Genomic DNA, 15,744 nt, shown 5'->3' with positions numbered 1-15,744 from the left:
TTGTAGGGGTCGGGACAAGCCCGGCGTGGAAGGAGGTTGTCGTGGAGTCCGAGTGGCCCAGGGAGTCTTTGGTCGCGGCCGCGCAGAGCGGTGACGCGGACGCCATCGCGGCCTTGGTCTCGGGTTCCCATCCCCATGTGCAGCGTTTCGCGCGTTCGTTGTGCGCGTCGCCGGAGGACGCGGAGGATTCCGCGCAGGAGGCGCTGATCATCCTGTACCGCAAGATCGGCACCTTGCGGGCGACCGGTGCGCTCGCGTCGTGGATGTTCCGGATCGTGCGCAACGAGTGCCTTCGCCGGGCCCGGCGGGCGGTGCGTGGCGATGATCTGGCGATGTCCGGCGCGGTGATCTCGGCGGAGGACGATGCCCTGGAGCGGCTGGAGGCGCGCCGGGTGGCGGCGGCGATCGCCGAGTTGCCCGCCGATCAGCGTCGTGTCCTGATCATGCGTGACATCCAGGGTCATCCGGGCCGGGCGGTCGCGGACGCGCTCGGCCTGAGTACCGCGGCGATGAAGTCCCGGCTGCACCGGGCGCGGGCGACCGTCCGCGAGTCGCTGCTTCCGTAATTTCCCCCTTTCTCTCGTATCTATTGAGGAGTTGTCATGCTCGAAATCGGTTCCACGGTCCCCGACCTCGTCCTGGAGGACACCGCCGGGCAGGTGGTCCGGCTGTCGGATCACCGCGGCGCGGACCACGTGCTGCTCTACTTCATGCGCTCGACCACGTGCCCCGTCTGCACCGGTCATGTGAAGGACCTCGCGAGGCAGGCCGACGAGCTGGCCGCCGCCGGTGTGCGGATTCTGATCGCCGTTCCCGAGGGCCGGGCCGAAGCGGCGGCGTGGCGGGCGAAGCGCGGGTTGTCGCTTCGGGTGGTCACCGGCCGGAACGGTACTCCGCACGAGGCCTTCGGGCTGGCGAAGAAGATGCTGCAGCAGTCGGGCAGTGTGCTGATCGACCGGGGTGGGGTCGTCCGTCACGCGCGCGTGTCGACCATGCCGACCGGCGCGTACGACAAGAAGGGGATCGCCAAGGCCGTGGCGTTGCTCGGGGCGTCGTAGGTTTCAGACGAGGGCGGCGGCGAGCAGGGCGAAGGCGGCGATGATGACGGCGACGCGGAGGTAGTGGAACCGGTCCCAGCGGTTCATCTGCTCTTTCCAGTCCTCGGGGCGGTTCTCGGGGGTCCAGGTCTTGCCCCGGTTGTTGATCGGGACGAGCAGCAGGATCGACATGATCACGCTGACGATCAGCAGCGCGGCGGCGATGACCACGAGGGCCGTGCCTGGGCGGTTCCAGGCGGCGATGGCCCAGATCGCGCTCAGGACGAGTGAGCCGATGTACCAGAACGGCATGACCGCGCCGAGCATCCGGCCGCCGTGGGCTCGCCCGAGCTGACCGCTGTCCTCGGGGAGTCCGTTGAAGATCCGGTTCATGACGAAGGCGACGGAGAACTCCACCCCCACCATCACGCCGACGACCACGACGGTGCAGACCTGTAGTGCGCTGAGCATAAGACTCCTCCAGAAATCTAGTGTCGCTAGCTGATAAGGCAACGCTAGTACTACTGCCGCTCGATTGTCTAGCAATGCTAGGATCTCCTCATGTCGGTACAGGAACGCAAGCAGCGCGAACGGGCGGAACGCGAGCGCCTCATCGTGGCGACGGCCCGCGAACTCGCCGAGCAGCAAGGCTGGGACGCGGTCACCACCCGCCGCCTCGCCGAGCGCATCGACTACAGCCAGCCCGTCCTCTACAGCCATTTCCGCGGCAAGCGCGAGATCATCGGCGCCGTCGCTCTCGAGGGCTCGGCCGAGCTGGCGGTGGCACTGCGGGCCGCCACTTCCGCCGCTGAGGGCCCTCGTGCGCGGGTCACCGCTCTCGCTGGCGCCTATCTCGAGTTCGCCGAGCGCAATCCGGCGGTCTACGACGCCATCTTCCAGCTCGACGGCGGTCTGGCGTTCGCGCAGGAGGACACCCCGGAGCCGCTGAAGGACGCGTTCGCGGCGCTACTGGAGTGTCTCGGTGAGGTCGCCGGGGAGGGCGTCCATCCGGCGCTGTTCACCGAACTGTTCTGGGCGGCACTGCACGGACTGGCCACCCTGACCCGGGAGCAACGACTGCCACGGGAGTTCACCCGGCAGAGAGTGGAGCTGCTGGTGGGCCGGCTCGCCGTGCTCTGACACACGGTCCGCGCGTTGACTGAAGGTGTGAATCAGTGCTTCACTTCTTGAGTGCCGTACCGCCGTACACCGAAGGTCCAGGAGCGCCTCGACGCCCAGCGCGACGCCGTCCTCGCCGCCGCCATCGAGCAGCTGGCCGAACGCGGCTACGCGGGCTGCTCGGTCTCGGCCGTCGCCGAGCGCGCCGGGATCGCCGTCGGGAGCGTGTACCGCCACTTCCCCACCAAGGCCGCGCTGGTCGTGGAGTTGTTCCGGAAGGTCGTCACCCGTGAGGTCGAGGCCGTGCGCGCGGTGTCGGAGCTGCCCGGAACACCCGCCGAGCGGGTCGTGGCCGTCTTCGACACCTTCGCGAGCCGGGCGCTGAAGACCCCGCGGATGGCGTACGCGCTGCTGGCCGAGCCCGTCGACGCGCCCATCGAGGCCGAGCGGCTGGTGTTCCGGCGCGCGTTCCGCGACATCGTCGCCCAGCACGTCGCCGACGGCGTCCGGTCCGGTGCGTTCCCCGCCCAGGACGCCGACGTCACCGCGGCGGCGCTCGTCGGCGCCGCGGCCGAAGTGCTGATCGGCCCGTTGACCACCGGCAGCGCGGACGAAGTGTCCGGGCTGCGCACTTTCGTCCTGCGTTCTTTGGGAGGTTCCGATGCCGGTCACTCATGAGGTCACCAACCAGGTGCCGCCGCTGGCGGACTACGACGTCGCCGCCGATCCGGCCCTGCTGGAGGGCCTGGAGCGGGCTGACGCCGGCTGGGCGGTGGCGGAACTGCACGCGCTCGGCAGGCTGGCCGGGAGTGAGCAGGCCCAGGAGTGGGGCAGGCTGGTCAACGAGAACGAACCGGTGCTGCGGACGCACGACCGGGTCGGGAACCGGATCGACGAGGTCGAGTTCCATCCGTACTGGCACGAGCTGATGGACGTCGCGGTGTCCTACGGGCTGCACGCGACGCCGTGGCGGGATTCCCGGCCGGGCGCGCACGCCGCACGGGCGGCGAAGATGTACGTCTGGGGTCAGGTCGACGCCGGGCATACCTGCCCGATTTCGATGACCTACGCGGCGGTTCCGGCGCTGCGGTTCAACCCCGAGCTGTCCGAGCGGTACGAGCCGCTGCTGGCGGCGACGGAGTACGACTTCGGGCTGCGCGAGCCGAGCACGAAGCGCGGGCTGATCGCGGGGATGTCGATGACGGAGAAGCAAGGCGGCTCCGACGTCCGGGCGAACACCACCACCGCGCGGCCGCTCGGCGACGGCAGCCACGTGATCGTCGGGCACAAGTGGTTCACCTCGGCGCCGATGTCGGACATGTTCCTCACGCTGGCCCAGGCGCCCGGCGGACTGTCGTGCTTCCTGCTCCCCCGCGTCCTGCCCGACGGCTCCCGCAACGGGATCCGGCTGCAGCGGCTGAAGGACAAGCTCGGCAACCGGTCCAACGCGTCGTCGGAGATCGAGTACGACGACGCGATCGGCTGGCTCGTCGGCGAGGAAGGCCGCGGGGTGCGCACCATCATCGAGATGGTGAACAACACCCGCCTGGACTGCGCGGTCGGCAGCGCCTCGGGAATGCGCTACGGCGCCGTGCGGGCCGTCCACCACGCCCGGCACCGGAGCGCGTTCGGCGCCGATCTGGTCGATCAGCCGCTGATGGGCAACGTGCTGGCGGACCTCGTCGTCGAGTCCGAGGCGGCGACGACGGTCGGGATGCGGCTGGCGGCGGCCACCGACCGGCCGGACGACGAGCAGGAACAGGCGTTCCGGCGGCTGGGGCTGGCGGTGACGAAGTACTGGGTGTGCAAACGCGGCCCATCGCACGCGGTCGAGGCGCTGGAGTGCCTGGGCGGCAACGGGTACGTCGAGGACTCCGGGATGCCGCGGCTCTACCGTGAAGCACCGCTCATGTCGATCTGGGAGGGGTCGGGCAACGTCGCGGCGCTGGACGCGTTGCGGGCGATGGCCAAGCAGCCGAAGTCGGTGGCGGCGTACTTCTCGGAGGTCGAGCGAGCAGCGGGCGCCGACGCCCGGCTGGACGACGCGACAGGGCGGCTGCGCAAGGAGCTGGCCGATCTGTCCGACATCGAGTATCGGGCCCGGCGGCTGGTCGAATCGATGGCGCTGGTGCTCCAGGGTTCGCTGCTGGTGCGGCACGGGACGCCGGCGGTCGCCGACGCGTTCTGCGCGTCGCGGCTGGGCGGCGACTGGGGCGTCGCGTTCGGGACCCTTCCGTCCGGTGTGGACACTCGGGCGATCATCGCCCGCGCCGAAGTCTGAGCGGGACGCCCTCCTCCAACGCTCAGTACCCACCTGACCACGTGGTGCGCCGGTCCGGCCGGTTACCCCGGCCGGACCGGCGCCGAGCACTGCGAACAGCCGCAGGATTGCGGAATTCGGGTGCATCCAAGGGCGCGCGGGTCGGCTACGTTCCTCGGTCATGGTCGATCGCCGAAGATGTCTGGTCCTGATTCCGCTGGCACTGCTCGCCGCCGGTTGCGCGAGAACCGAGCCGACACCGCTGTTCGCGGCGGTGAGCGCGAAACCGTCCACGGAGAGCGCGCCGATGATGGAGGCGGCGGCCCCGTCAGGCTCGCCGTTCACCGCGGCGGACGGGCGGGATCTGCGTGCTTGCGCCGACGGGGAGTGCGAGGTGCTCGTGCGGACCGGTGACCAGATCCCCAACGACGGCGGAGCCGGCCCGCTCTCGGTCACGATCCGCGCCGGGAAAGTCGGGCTCGCCCCCGCCTCGGGCGGGATGGGCGAAGCGGTGTCCGGGCCGCCGGGGATGGTCCATCAGATCAACCGGCAGGTGATCGTCGTCGTCGCCGTGCAAGGCGACGAAGGGATCATCCGGCTCAGCAAGAAATAGCGTTCAGTTCAGACCGGCGATGAACTCGCTGAGCAGCCGGTTCGCCGTGTCCGAAGTGAACAGCCGCGCCAGATCCGCGCGCGCCACCCGATGACGGAACTCCCCTCGACAGCCCGGGTCCCCGGCATCGTGGACGGTGTCGGTGAACCACGTCGCGAAGGCCTGGTAGTTCCACACGTCGCGCAGCCGGGTGTCGGAGTAGGCGTCGAGCAGGCTCCGGTCGTCCTTCTCGTAGTAGCGGACCAGGGCCTCGGCGAAGACGTCGGCGTCGTGCAGGGCGAGGTTCATCCCCTTGGCGCTCGACGGCGGGACGATGTGCGCGGCGTCGCCGAGCAGGTGGATCCCGCCGTGGCTCATCGGGCTGAGGACCTCGCTCCGAAGCGGCACCAGCCCCTTCTCGACGATCGTGCCCTTCGTGGCGATCGGTTCGCAGAACCTCGTTTCGAGCTCGCTCCAGATCCGTTCGTCCGGCCAGTCCGCGACCGTGTCGCCGAGCGGGCACTGGAGGTAGAACCGGCTCGCCTCCGGCCCCCGCGCGAACGCGGCCGCGAAGCCGCGCGAGTGGATCGCCATCAGCGTCTGGCGAGTGGGCGGCGCGTCGGTCAGGACGACCAGCCACGCGTAGCCGAACTCGTGGGAATGGCGGGTGATCCGGCCCTCGGGGATGGCGGCCCGGGTCGCGCCGTGGCTGCCGTCGCATCCGGCGATGAAGTCGCCCTCGATGATCGCCCCGTCGCCGAGCCGGACGCGCGGGCGTTCGCCGTCCTCCACGGTCACTTCGGTGCCGAACCGCAGGTCGCCTCCCTCCTGTTCGAACACGGTGATGAGGTTCCGCACGAGAACCTGCTGGGGACAGAACCGGCCCTCACGGTGTTCGTCGGCGACGAGGTCCAGCCACCGGTCCTGACCGTCGACACGGAAGCCGAGGCCGGCTTGGACGGGAGATCCTCCGACGATCCGGTCTTCCAGGCCCCGCTTGCGGAACGCGCGGGTGGCGCGGGTGTCGATGACCCCGGCGCGCTGGCGTCGCTCGACGTGGTCGCGGTCGCGCCGTTCGAGGACGACGCAGTCGATCCCCTCGCGCAGCAGGAAGTTGCCGAGTGCGAGTCCGGACACCCCGGCTCCGACGATCACGACGGGTTTGCTCGCTTCTTCTGTGGGCATGGTTCGAGTTTCGCCTAGGTCGCGGCGTCCTACTACCGGTATTCTGACGCTCTATGCCGGAATTCCGCCGAGGTCTGCAGCCGGGTGACACCGGCCGCGGATCGTTGACCCACGGCCAGCTGGTCGGCCCGCATTCCCACACGCGGGGACAGCTGCTCTACCCGTCCACGGGCGCGCTCGCGACCACCACCGAACGGGGGACCTGGGTCGCGCCGGCGAATCGGATCACCTGGACACCGCCGGGATTCGAGCATTCCCATCGGGCCTACGGCGAGACCGAGGTCAGGCGCATCGACCTGCCCCTCCGGCTGTGCCGTTTCCTGCCCGCCTTGCCGTCGGTCTTCGCCGTGACACCGCTGTTGCGCGAGGCGCTCCTGGCGCTCAGCGACGGGCGTCCTCGCGATCCGGGGCCCCGTCACCGGCTTCGCGGGCTGATCATCGACGAACTGACCGACGCCGAGCCGCAGGAGCTCTACCTGCCCGAACCCGCCGACGACAGGCTGCGGGCGGTGACCTCGCTGCTGCACGACGATCCGTCGAATTCCGCGACGCTGCGCGAACTCGGGCGGACCGCCGGCGCCAGTGAACGCGTGCTCAGCAGGCTGTTCCAGGACGAGCTCGGCGTGAGTTTCCGGCAGTGGAGGAGCATGCTCCGCGTCCAGCACGCCCTCGTCCTGCTCGGCGACGGGCACGCCGTGACCACCGTGTCGTCCCGGCTGGGCTGGGCGAACCCCACCAGTTTCATCGAGGCCTTCGTCTCCGTCGTCGGCGAGACTCCCGGTCGTTACCAGGCCGGATTACGCCACCCCTAGCTCTGTACCTACTAGTATGTACGCATGCATGCGATGCAGTACGAGATCACCCTCCCCGCCGACTACGACATGGGCATCATCCGCGACCGCGTCGCCACGCGCGGGCATCTGCTCGACGACTTCGGCGGCCTGGGGCTGAAGGTGTACGGGATCCGTGAACGCGGCGTCGACGGCTCCACGCTCAACCAGTATTCGCCGTTCTACCTGTGGCACGACGAGGCCGGGATGAACACCTTCCTGTTCGGCGGCCCGTTCAGCGGCATCGTCGAGTCGTTCGGGCGTCCCGCCGTCCAGCACTGGACCGTGCTCGGATTCGAGGAGGGTCCCGCGTTCGGCACTGCCCCTGTCGCGGCGGGAAAGCACGTTCTTTCGATCCCCGCCGAGACCGATCCGGTCGCCTTCCTGGGCGAGGCTCTCGACGGGCTCCACGAGCACCTGCGGCAGGACGGTGCGCACTCGGGCGCGCTGGCCGTCGACCCGAGAACCTGGCAGGTGGTGCGCTACAGCCTCTGGACCGGTGAGGCGCCGGAGTCCGACGAAGTGCGCTATCGGATCCTCCACCTGTCCTCGCCGCATCTGGACCAGTTGCGGCGAGGACGGCAGTGGGATCAGCCCAGCAGTGCCGCGAACACCGCGCCGGGGTCGGTTTCGGGCGGACCGGCGGGCCACTGATCCCGGTACGGGTACCAGAGCCCGTCCTTGCCCAGGCGCACCTGCACGCCCGTCCCGTGGACGGTGCACCGGTTGCGTTCGACGTCCACACCTTCGCCGGGATCGTCCACCACCTCGGCGAAGGCCGCCCGCGCCCGGCCCATCGCCTGCGACGGCGGCGTCCACGCGGTCTCCAGGACCTCGAGACCGGACCGGCCACCGTGCTGCCACGCGAGGACCGCACGGTCGAAATCCTCACCGTTCCCGTCCGGGCGCAGGCGATCGGCCGTGGCGGGCAGGGTGGCGGCGAGACGGACGGCGTCCTGCCTGCGGGTCAGCTTCGGCTGCGACTCCAGCAACGCTGTGGCCGTCTGGCCCGCGTTGGCGACCAGCAGGGCGAAGGTCTCCGCCGGGATGCCGGGCGCGCCCGGCACGGTCGGGCCGCCGGCGGGCGCGAAGGCGGCGAGGTCCGGCAACGGGCCCGGCTCGTCGGCGTAGGCCCGCTCGGCCGTCGTATCGTCGTCTCCCGTCCGCACGAACCTGGGCGCGTTGCGCCGCTGCAATTCGTCGAGGAGTTCCCGCTCTCCCTTGCCGCGCATCAGCAGCAACACGAAGGGATCCGCGTCGAGCAGCCACGACGCCTGGAACGACAGGGCCGCGGCGTGACGGCACGGAAGTTCCCACCCGGGACAGTCACAGTCCGGGTCGAGGTCACCGATCCCGGGCAGCAGATGCACCCCGGCGTCGTCGGCGGCCTCGACGAGGTCGTGCGGCATGTCCCGGTCCAGCAACGCGGCGAGATGCCCGGCCCGGGACGCGACCCTGTCGAGGAACCGTTCCCAGTCCTCGTCGGTCAGTTCCGCGAGCCGGACCTCGGTGCGGTACTGGCCCTCCTGGTCGTCGACCACGGCCGCGATCCGTCCGGGGCTGACCGTGATCGGACCGACCCGGCCCGCCGCGGCGTACTTGCGGCCCTGTTTGAGCTGACGCAGGTCCAGCGCGGTGTCCTCCATCGCGCTGATCCACGCACGGCCCCACCACGAGCGGGCGAACTGCCCGCGTCCGCCTTGCGCCCCGAAGGCGGGGAAACCGCGGACGCGATCGTCGGGCGTGCTCATCGGCGGCTCCTCAACTCGACCAGATCGGCCAGCTCCTCGTCGGTCAGTTCGGTCAGCGCCGCCTCGCCGCCGGCGAGCACCGCGTCGGCCAGCGCGCGCTTCTCCCGCAGCATCGCCGCGATCCGGTCCTCGACCGTGCCCTCGGCGATGAGCCGGTGCACCTGCACCGGCCGGGTCTGCCCGATCCGGTACGCGCGGTCGGTCGCCTGATCCTCCACCGCGGGGTTCCACCAGCGGTCGTAGTGCACGACGTGATCGGCGTGCGTCAGGTTGAGCCCGGTCCCCGCCGCCTTGAGCGACAGCAGGAACACCGGCACCTCACCGGCCTGGAACCGGCGCACGAGCTCCTCGCGTCTGGGCACCGGCGTGCCGCCGTGCAGCAACTGCGTGCCGATCCCGCGCTCCGCGAGATGCCGTTCCAGCAGCCGCGCCATGGCGACGTACTGGGTGAACACCAGCACCGCGCCGTCCTCGGCCAGGATCGTGCCCAGGAGTTCGTCGAGCAGTTCGAGCTTGCCCGACCGGCCGTCCAGCACCGCTTCGGACGGCTCCTTGAGGTACTGCGCCGGGTGGTTGCAGATCTGCTTGAGCCCGGTGAGCAGCTTGACGATCCGGCCGCGGCGCGCGATGCCCTCGCTGCCCGCGATCTCGGCCATCAGCTCACGCACCGTCGCCTCGTACAGGGCCGCCTGCTCGGCGGTGAGCGTCACCGGGCGGTCGGTCTCGGTCTTCGCGGGCAGCTCCGGCGCGATCCCCGGATCGGATTTACGGCGGCGCAACAGGAACGGGCGGACCAGCCGGGACAACCGTTCGGCCGCCTCGGGGTCCTTTCCGGACTCGACCGGTTTCGCCCACACCCGGCGGAAGTCGGCCATGCCGCCGAGCAGTCCCGGCGTCGTCCAGTCCAGGATCGCCCACAGCTCGGCGAGGTTGTTCTCCACCGGGGTGCCCGTCAACGCCACCCGCGCCGACGACGTCAGCGTCCGCAACGCCTTCGCCGTTCCCGAGCGGTGATTCTTGACGTGCTGGGCCTCGTCGGCGACCAGCAGTCCCCAGTGGACACCCGCCAGCGGCTCCGGGTCGACACGCAGAGTGCCGTACGTCGTCAGCACGAAACCGCGGTCGAGGTCGTCGAGTGAGCGTTCGGTGCCGTGGAACCGTCGCACCGGGACACCGGGGGCGAACCGGGTGATCTCGCGTTCCCAGTTGCCCAGCAGGGACGCCGGGCAGACGACCAGGGTCGGCCCGTCCGCGCGGTGCAGATGCAGCGAGATCAGCGTGATCGTCTTCCCGAGACCCATGTCGTCGGCGAGGCAGCCGCCGAGCCCGATCGACGTCATCGCCGTCAGCCACTGCAGACCGCGCAACTGGTAGTCGCGCAGCGTCGCGGCCAGCCCCTGGGGCGGGGCCTGCGGTTCCGGCGGTGCGAGCAGCCGTTCCCGCAGCGCGGCGAGCCAGCCGTCGGTGAGGACGTCGACGCGTTCGCCGTCGACCTCGGTCGTTCCGCTCAGGGCGGCGCCGAGCGCGTCGATCGGGGTCAGCGGCTTCAACGCGCGGTCCCGTGCCTTCGCCGCGAGCGCCGGGTCGACGAGCACCCACTGATCGCGCAACCGCACGACGGGACGGTGTGCCTCGGCCAGCTCGTCCATCTCCGCGGCGGTGAGCGGCGCGCCGCCGAGCGCCAGCTGCCAGTCGAACTGCAGGAGCGAGCCGCCGGCGAAGAAGGACGGGAGATCGGCCGGTGGCGCGTCACCCCCGCCGACGACGGCCTTCGCGCTCAGGTCGCGGACGAGGTCGGCGGGCCAGTGCACGTCGATTCCCGCCGTGGCCAGCAAGGGCGCGGCCGTGGTGAGCAGTTCGATGACGTCGGCGTCGCCGATCGTGACCTCGTCGGGGACCGCGGCGCTGAGCAAGGGTTCCAGCGGCGGCCACAGCTGGGCGGCGCGGCGCAGGGCCAGCATCACGTCGATCCGTGCCCGCGGGCCCAACCGGTCGTCGCCCGACCACAGCGCGGCGGCGTCGATCAGGACACCCGGATCGGCGAGACTGTGGACCTGGACGACCCCGCTGAAGCGGCCGATGGTGAAGTCGTCCCCGGGCGCCTCGATCCGCACCGAGACCCGGACCCCGGAGTCCAGCCCGGCCGCGACCTCGGCCGCCCAGTCCCGCAGCTGCGGGACGCGGTGCGCGGCCGGTGCGGCGAAGGCCTTGACGCCTGCCGCGTGCGCGGCCGCCGGGGTACGGGGAAGGGTGTCCGCCACGGCGTCGAGGAACGCTCGCAGCAACGGATACCTCGCGGGAAGCAGATTCCCGTCGCCGGGGATCGCCCGCGCCCGGGCCGGCATCGCCTCGGACAGCTCGCGCAGCCACGCCGCGTCAGCGGTCTCCAATGGGCCCGCGCGCCAGGCGTCCACATCGGACTCCGTGACCCCGGGAAGCAACCTGCCCGCCTCGGCGAGCTTCAACGCCGCCTCCGCGGCGACACTCCAGAACCGTGCGGACTCGTCGCCGCTCTCGCGAAGCCGTAGCAGCGCGGGGAGCGCCTCGGCCATCGTGAGCCGGACGCAGGGCACCGTGGTGATCTCGGGGAGGGCGACTGTCACCTCCCCGGGCCCCGGCGTGTTCCCGTCGGCGTTCCAGAAGGCGAATCCGCTGGTCCGAGGGGGATTCTTTGGTTCGAACACGACACTGCCGAAACCGTCGTGAGACGTCACTCAACCCCAATCTCTGTACGGTGTACAGTTCAGGATAACACAACTCTGTACAGCGTAGAGAGAAAGTGATGACGGACGCGGACCACACCGGGACGGGCGATCCACGGCGGACCATCGAACTGCTCTGGGGTGTGCGCGGGAAACCCCGCCGCGGCCCCAAGCCCAAACTCACCGTCGACGAGATCGTCACCGCCGCGATCGAAATCGCCGACACCGAGGGCATCGGTGCCCTGTCGGTGCGCCGCGGCGCGGAGAAGCTCGGCGTCTCCCCCATGACGATCTACACCTACATCCCCAGCCGCGCCGAACTGCTCGACCTGATGATGGACCGCGTCCACGGCGAGCTGACCGATCCGCCGGAAAGTCACGACTGGCGGGTCACGATGACGATCCTCGCCGAGGACGCCTGGGAGATGTACCACCGGCATCCGTGGCTGCTCCAGCTCACCACCGGCCGTCTCCCTCTCGGCCCGCACACCTTCGCCAAACACGAACGCGAGCTGGCCGCCGTCGACGCGATCGGGCTCACCGATCTGGAGATGGACGCCGTGGTGGCGATGGTCAACGGATTCGTCCAGGGCATCGCCCGCGGTTCGGTCGAATCGGCGAGCCTCGTGCGGCGATCCGGGCTGACCGACATGGAGTGGTGGACGGCCAGCGCGCCCGTGCTCGCCGAGATCCCGGAAGCCGATGCGGGACTTTTCCCGCTGGCGGCTCGGATAGGTCAGGCGGCAGGGGAAGCGCACGGCGCGGCGAGCGCGCCGCTGCACACCTTCCGATTCGGCCTGGCGCGGATCCTGGACGGGGTCGAGCAGCTGGTCGACGGCGACTCGGACGGCTCGGGAACCGAACTGCCGTCGTGAGTGGTCCCTAGCCGAGCTCGCCGCTCACCGCCGGAGGCCCGTCGATGAACACTGCCTCGTCGGTAGCCGGTTTGCGAACGAGTGCGGCCAGCTGGCGGACGACGTCGTCGTACCGCCCCTGATCCGCGACCGCCCGCGCCTGCGCGCGCTCGAGTTCCTCGCCCAGCGCGGTCACCCGTGCCTCGGCCAGGCTGCGGGAGGTGTGCTCCCGTGCCAGCTCGGCCCGGACGCGGTCGAGTTCTCCCCGCAGGCCCGCCGATTCCGCCCGCGCGGCCCCACAGTCCTCCGTCAGCCGGGTCTTTTCCTCTCGGACGGCGTCGAAATCCTCGCGCAGCCTCGCGAGATCGGAGGTCAGGGTGTCGCGTGCTCGTTCGGCCGCCACGGTCGCGGCTTCCGCGGCGCCTCGGGCGCGTTCGTGGGCGGCGATCTCGGTCCACGCCCGCCGGCGGGCCTCCTCCTCGTCCTTCAAGGCCTGTTCGGCGACGCGTTCAGCCTTGACCTTGGCCAGCTTGTCGTCCCGTGACGCGGCCAGCGCGGTCGCCCGCGCCGAGTCGGCCTTCGCCGCGGCTTGATGGGCGTCCTCGGCTTCGCGCCGGGCAGCGGTCGCATCGGACTCGGCTTCGGTGACCCGGCCCAGTGCCGCCTCAGCGGCGTCGTCGAACCGCGAGCGCATCACTGCCAGCAGATCCACGAGCGACGTAGCAGCCGGGGTGAACTCGTCGGCGATCCGGCGGACCTCGAGCAGCGGATCCGCCACGCTCGCCACCGCGGCCGCCCGCCGCGCCCGCGACGCGGCGTCGGCGTGCGCCTTCCCGCAGTAGGCCGAAGGCCGCCCACCCTTGCGTTTGCCCTCGGCGTCGACCGCGGGCGGGGGCAAGGGGTTCTCGCAGCCTTCCAGCGCGCACAGCCGGACCTCGTCGGCGTCCGTATCGATCACGGCAGCAGGGTAGCGCTGTCCGGCGGGGTGGGAAGCGGGGCAACGCCGGGAGAATCGCCGGTCCCGCCGATAGGGTCGGTCGTGTGCGTGTTCTCTTCAGCTTCGCCGGCGGCAACGGGCACTTCCGGCCCCTGGTCCCCCTCGCCCACGCCCTCGCCGACGCGGGGCACAAGATCGCGTTCACCGGCGAGCCATCCATGGTCCCGATCGTCGAGGCGGCCGGTTTCACCGCGTTCCCGTCGGGTCCGAACCTCGGTGGCGACGGCAAGCGCCGTCCCCTGCTCGCGGTCGACCGGGACCGTGAGGACGCCGACTTCCGCGACGGTTTCGTCCGGCGCACCGCGCCCCTGCGCGCGGAGGACGTCCTGGCGCTCTGCGAACACTGGGCGCCGGACCTCCTCGTCTGCGACGAGGCCGATCACGGCCCGATGATCGCCGCCGAAAAGCTCGGGATCCCCCACGTGACCGTCCTCGTCATGGCCGCCGGCGCGCTCGTCCGTCCCGAACTCGTGGACGACGCGCTCAACGAGGTCCGCGCCGCCCACGGCCTCGCCCCGCAACGGAACCTCGACTCCGCGTACCGCCATCTCGTGCTGTCCCCGTTCCCCGCGAGCTTGCGCGATCCCCGGTTCCCGCTGCCGCCGACGGCGCAGTCCTTCCACAGCCCCGTTCCCGGTCGCGGCCCGGTACCGGACTGGTACGCCGAGGGCCGCTCGACGCTCTACTTCACCCTCGGCACGATCTTCAACACCGAATCCGGCGACCTGTTCGCCCGGGTGCTGGCGGGTCTGCGCGAGGTCGACGCGACCTGTGTGGTGACCGTCGGGAACCTCATCGATCCCGCGGAGTTCGGCCCGCAGCCCGGGCACATCCACCTCGCGAAGTACCTGCCGCAGGACGACGTCCTCCCGTACTGCGACGCGGTCATCACCCATGGCGGTTCGGGCAGCCTGCTGGGCGCGATCGCGCACGGACTGCCGATGGTGGCGCTGCCGATGGGCGCCGACCAGCCGCACAACGGCGACCGCGTCACCGAACTCGGGCTCGGCACGGTCCTCGACGTCATCGGCGTGACACCGGAAGACGTCCGGGACGCCGTGTCGTCGGTGTTGAGGGAGCCGTCCTATCGGGAAGCGGCCGCGCGATTGCGGGACGAGGTCAGCGCGTACCCGTCACCGGAGAAGACCGTTCCGTTACTGGAAGGGCTGGTGCGGTGACCACCGACCTCGACGCCGCGATCACCCGGGCGTTCCGCGAGGAATCAGGGCAGGTCATCGCGACCCTGATCCGCGTCACCGGCGACTGGGACCTGGCCGAGGAATGCGTCCAGGAGGCCTTCGCGCTCGCGCTGCGCACCTGGCCCCGCGACGGTGTCCCGGAGAAACCCGGCGCCTGGCTGACCACGACCGCGCGCAACCGCGCCACCGACCGGATCCGGCGAGAGGCCGTCGGAGCGGAGAAACTGCGGGAAGCCGCCGAACTGACCGCGGCCGCCGAGCCGGAATGGGACGAGAGCGGCGTCCACGACGACCGGCTCAGGCTGATCTTCACCTGCTGTCACCCCGCGCTGCCGATGGAAGGCCGGGTCGCGCTCGCACTGAGGACCCTGGCCGGGCTCACCACCGCCGAGATCGCCCGTGCCTTCCTCGTTTCCGAGGCGACGATGTCGCAGCGCCTGGTCCGGGTGAAACGGAAGATCCGCACCGCGGGAATCCCGTACCGCGTCCCGCCGTCGGATCTGCTGCCCGAACGCACCGCGGCGGTGCTGGGGATGCTGTACCTGCTGTTCAACGAGGGGTACTCGGCTAGTGCGGGCACCGATCTGCTGCGGACCGACCTGTCCGCGGAGGCCATCCGGCTCGCCCGGATCCTCGCCGGCCTGATGCCCGGCGAACCGGAGGTCCTCGGTCTCCTGGCGCTGGTGCTCCTGCACGACGCGCGCCGGGCCACGCGCGTCGGCGCCGAGGGCACCCTCGTCTCACTCGAAGACCAGGACCGCGACCGCTGGAACACCGCCGAGATCGCCGAGGGCACCGAGCTGCTGGAGACCGCGCTCCATCGCGGCGTCCCGGGGCCGTACCAGATCCAGGCCGCCATCGCCGCCTGTCACGCGACCGCGGCCCGCGCCGCCGACACCGACTGGGCCCAGATCGCCGCGCTCTACGGGGAACTGCTGCGTTTCGTGCCTTCACCGGTCGTCGAGTTGAACCGGGCGGTCGCCGTCGCCATGGCCGAAGGCCCCGAGGCCGGGCTCGAACTGGTCGACAAGCTCACCGCCGGCGGCAGCCTCCCGGGGTATCACCTGTTGCCCGCGACCCGCGCGGACCTGCTCCGGCGTCTCGACCGGTTCACCGACGCCGCCGACGCGTACCGCGAGGCGCTCGCGCTCGCCGGTACCGACGCCGAGCGCGCCTATCTGTCGGGGAAACTCGCCGAAATCTCGTGACGCCGGGTGT

At 70.8% G+C, this 15,744-nt stretch carries 16 protein-coding genes; 11 read left to right on the top strand and 5 right to left on the bottom strand.

The window, feature by feature from the left end; all coding sequences use genetic code 11:
* Positions 1-41: 41 nt before the first annotated feature.
* Positions 42-566, top strand: coding sequence for a sigma-70 family RNA polymerase sigma factor (locus AB0N89_RS01050; protein ID WP_364198855.1), 525 nt, complete (start codon positions 42-44; stop codon positions 564-566).
* Positions 567-602: 36 nt separating this feature from the next.
* The gene (locus tag AB0N89_RS01045) at positions 603-1,058 is read left to right on the top strand and encodes a peroxiredoxin family protein (RefSeq protein WP_364198854.1); all 456 of its coding nucleotides are present in this window, start codon (positions 603-605) and stop codon (positions 1,056-1,058) included.
* A gap of 3 nt (positions 1,059-1,061) precedes the next feature.
* Here AB0N89_RS01045 and AB0N89_RS01040 read toward each other — a convergent pair whose 3' ends face one another.
* On the bottom strand, positions 1,062-1,508 hold the full coding sequence (locus tag AB0N89_RS01040; RefSeq protein WP_364198852.1) for a DUF1772 domain-containing protein: 447 nt from the start codon (positions 1,506-1,508) through the stop codon (positions 1,062-1,064).
* 90 nt (positions 1,509-1,598) lie between these two features.
* Between AB0N89_RS01040 and AB0N89_RS01035 the strand changes: the two genes are divergently transcribed.
* From AB0N89_RS01035 to AB0N89_RS01020, 4 genes are all read left to right on the top strand, one after another.
* Positions 1,599-2,177 (top strand): TetR/AcrR family transcriptional regulator, encoded by a 579-nt coding sequence (locus AB0N89_RS01035; protein ID WP_364198850.1) that lies wholly within the window; start codon positions 1,599-1,601, stop codon positions 2,175-2,177.
* Positions 2,178-2,228: 51 nt separating this feature from the next.
* Positions 2,229-2,834 carry a TetR/AcrR family transcriptional regulator gene (locus tag AB0N89_RS01030; protein ID WP_364198848.1) on the top strand — a complete coding sequence of 202 codons (606 nt, stop codon included), beginning with the start codon at positions 2,229-2,231 and terminating at the stop codon, positions 2,832-2,834.
* Positions 2,818-4,437 carry an acyl-CoA dehydrogenase family protein gene (locus AB0N89_RS01025; RefSeq protein ID WP_364198846.1) on the top strand — a complete coding sequence of 540 codons (1,620 nt, stop codon included), beginning with the start codon at positions 2,818-2,820 and terminating at the stop codon, positions 4,435-4,437. The genes AB0N89_RS01030 and AB0N89_RS01025 overlap by 17 nt, the downstream gene beginning before the upstream one ends.
* A gap of 160 nt (positions 4,438-4,597) precedes the next feature.
* Positions 4,598-5,029 (top strand): hypothetical protein, encoded by a 432-nt coding sequence (locus AB0N89_RS01020; protein WP_364198844.1) that lies wholly within the window; start codon positions 4,598-4,600, stop codon positions 5,027-5,029.
* Positions 5,030-5,032: 3 nt separating this feature from the next.
* On the opposite strand, the gene AB0N89_RS01015 is transcribed toward AB0N89_RS01020, so the two are convergent.
* Positions 5,033-6,193 carry a 4-hydroxybenzoate 3-monooxygenase gene (locus tag AB0N89_RS01015; RefSeq protein ID WP_364198842.1) on the bottom strand — a complete coding sequence of 387 codons (1,161 nt, stop codon included), beginning with the start codon at positions 6,191-6,193 and terminating at the stop codon, positions 5,033-5,035.
* A 53-nt stretch (positions 6,194-6,246) separates the two neighbouring features.
* Here AB0N89_RS01015 and AB0N89_RS01010 point away from each other — a divergent pair, with 53 nt between their 5' ends.
* Complete coding sequence (locus AB0N89_RS01010) at positions 6,247-7,005, top strand: helix-turn-helix transcriptional regulator (RefSeq protein WP_364198840.1); 759 nt, start codon at positions 6,247-6,249, stop codon at positions 7,003-7,005.
* Positions 7,006-7,029: 24 nt separating this feature from the next.
* Positions 7,030-7,677: a DUF4865 family protein gene (locus AB0N89_RS01005; protein ID WP_364198838.1), complete on the top strand. Its 648-nt coding sequence runs from the start codon at positions 7,030-7,032 to the stop codon at positions 7,675-7,677.
* On the opposite strand, the gene AB0N89_RS01000 is transcribed toward AB0N89_RS01005, so the two are convergent.
* A complete protein-coding gene (locus tag AB0N89_RS01000; RefSeq protein ID WP_364198836.1) occupies positions 7,614-8,774 on the bottom strand; it encodes an SWIM zinc finger family protein in 1,161 nt (386 codons plus the stop codon). The genes AB0N89_RS01005 and AB0N89_RS01000 overlap by 64 nt on opposite strands.
* Positions 8,771-11,488, bottom strand: a complete 2,718-nt coding sequence (locus AB0N89_RS00995) for a DEAD/DEAH box helicase (RefSeq protein ID WP_364198834.1) — start codon at positions 11,486-11,488, stop codon at positions 8,771-8,773. The genes AB0N89_RS01000 and AB0N89_RS00995 overlap by 4 nt, the downstream gene beginning before the upstream one ends.
* 68 nt (positions 11,489-11,556) lie before the next feature.
* Here AB0N89_RS00995 and AB0N89_RS00990 point away from each other — a divergent pair, with 68 nt between their 5' ends.
* The gene (locus tag AB0N89_RS00990) at positions 11,557-12,351 is read left to right on the top strand and encodes a TetR/AcrR family transcriptional regulator (RefSeq protein WP_364198832.1); all 795 of its coding nucleotides are present in this window, start codon (positions 11,557-11,559) and stop codon (positions 12,349-12,351) included.
* 7 nt (positions 12,352-12,358) lie between these two features.
* Here the strand turns inward: AB0N89_RS00990 and AB0N89_RS00985 are convergent, their stop codons facing one another.
* Positions 12,359-13,288 carry a hypothetical protein gene (locus AB0N89_RS00985; RefSeq protein WP_364198830.1) on the bottom strand — a complete coding sequence of 310 codons (930 nt, stop codon included), beginning with the start codon at positions 13,286-13,288 and terminating at the stop codon, positions 12,359-12,361.
* Positions 13,289-13,371: 83 nt separating this feature from the next.
* Between AB0N89_RS00985 and AB0N89_RS00980 the strand changes: the two genes are divergently transcribed.
* Both AB0N89_RS00980 and AB0N89_RS00975 read left to right on the top strand, forming a co-directional pair.
* Positions 13,372-14,505: a glycosyltransferase gene (locus tag AB0N89_RS00980; protein WP_364198828.1), complete on the top strand. Its 1,134-nt coding sequence runs from the start codon at positions 13,372-13,374 to the stop codon at positions 14,503-14,505.
* Positions 14,502-15,734 carry an RNA polymerase sigma factor gene (locus AB0N89_RS00975; protein WP_364198826.1) on the top strand — a complete coding sequence of 411 codons (1,233 nt, stop codon included), beginning with the start codon at positions 14,502-14,504 and terminating at the stop codon, positions 15,732-15,734. The genes AB0N89_RS00980 and AB0N89_RS00975 overlap by 4 nt, the downstream gene beginning before the upstream one ends.
* Positions 15,735-15,744: the final 10 nt, after the last annotated feature.

It is taken from the genome of Amycolatopsis sp. NPDC089917 (genome assembly GCF_040684635.1).
Lineage (GTDB): Bacteria > Actinomycetota > Actinomycetes > Mycobacteriales > Pseudonocardiaceae > Amycolatopsis.
Note: the sequence above shows the minus strand (reverse complement) of the source record. Positions and strands in the feature narration are given on the sequence as shown.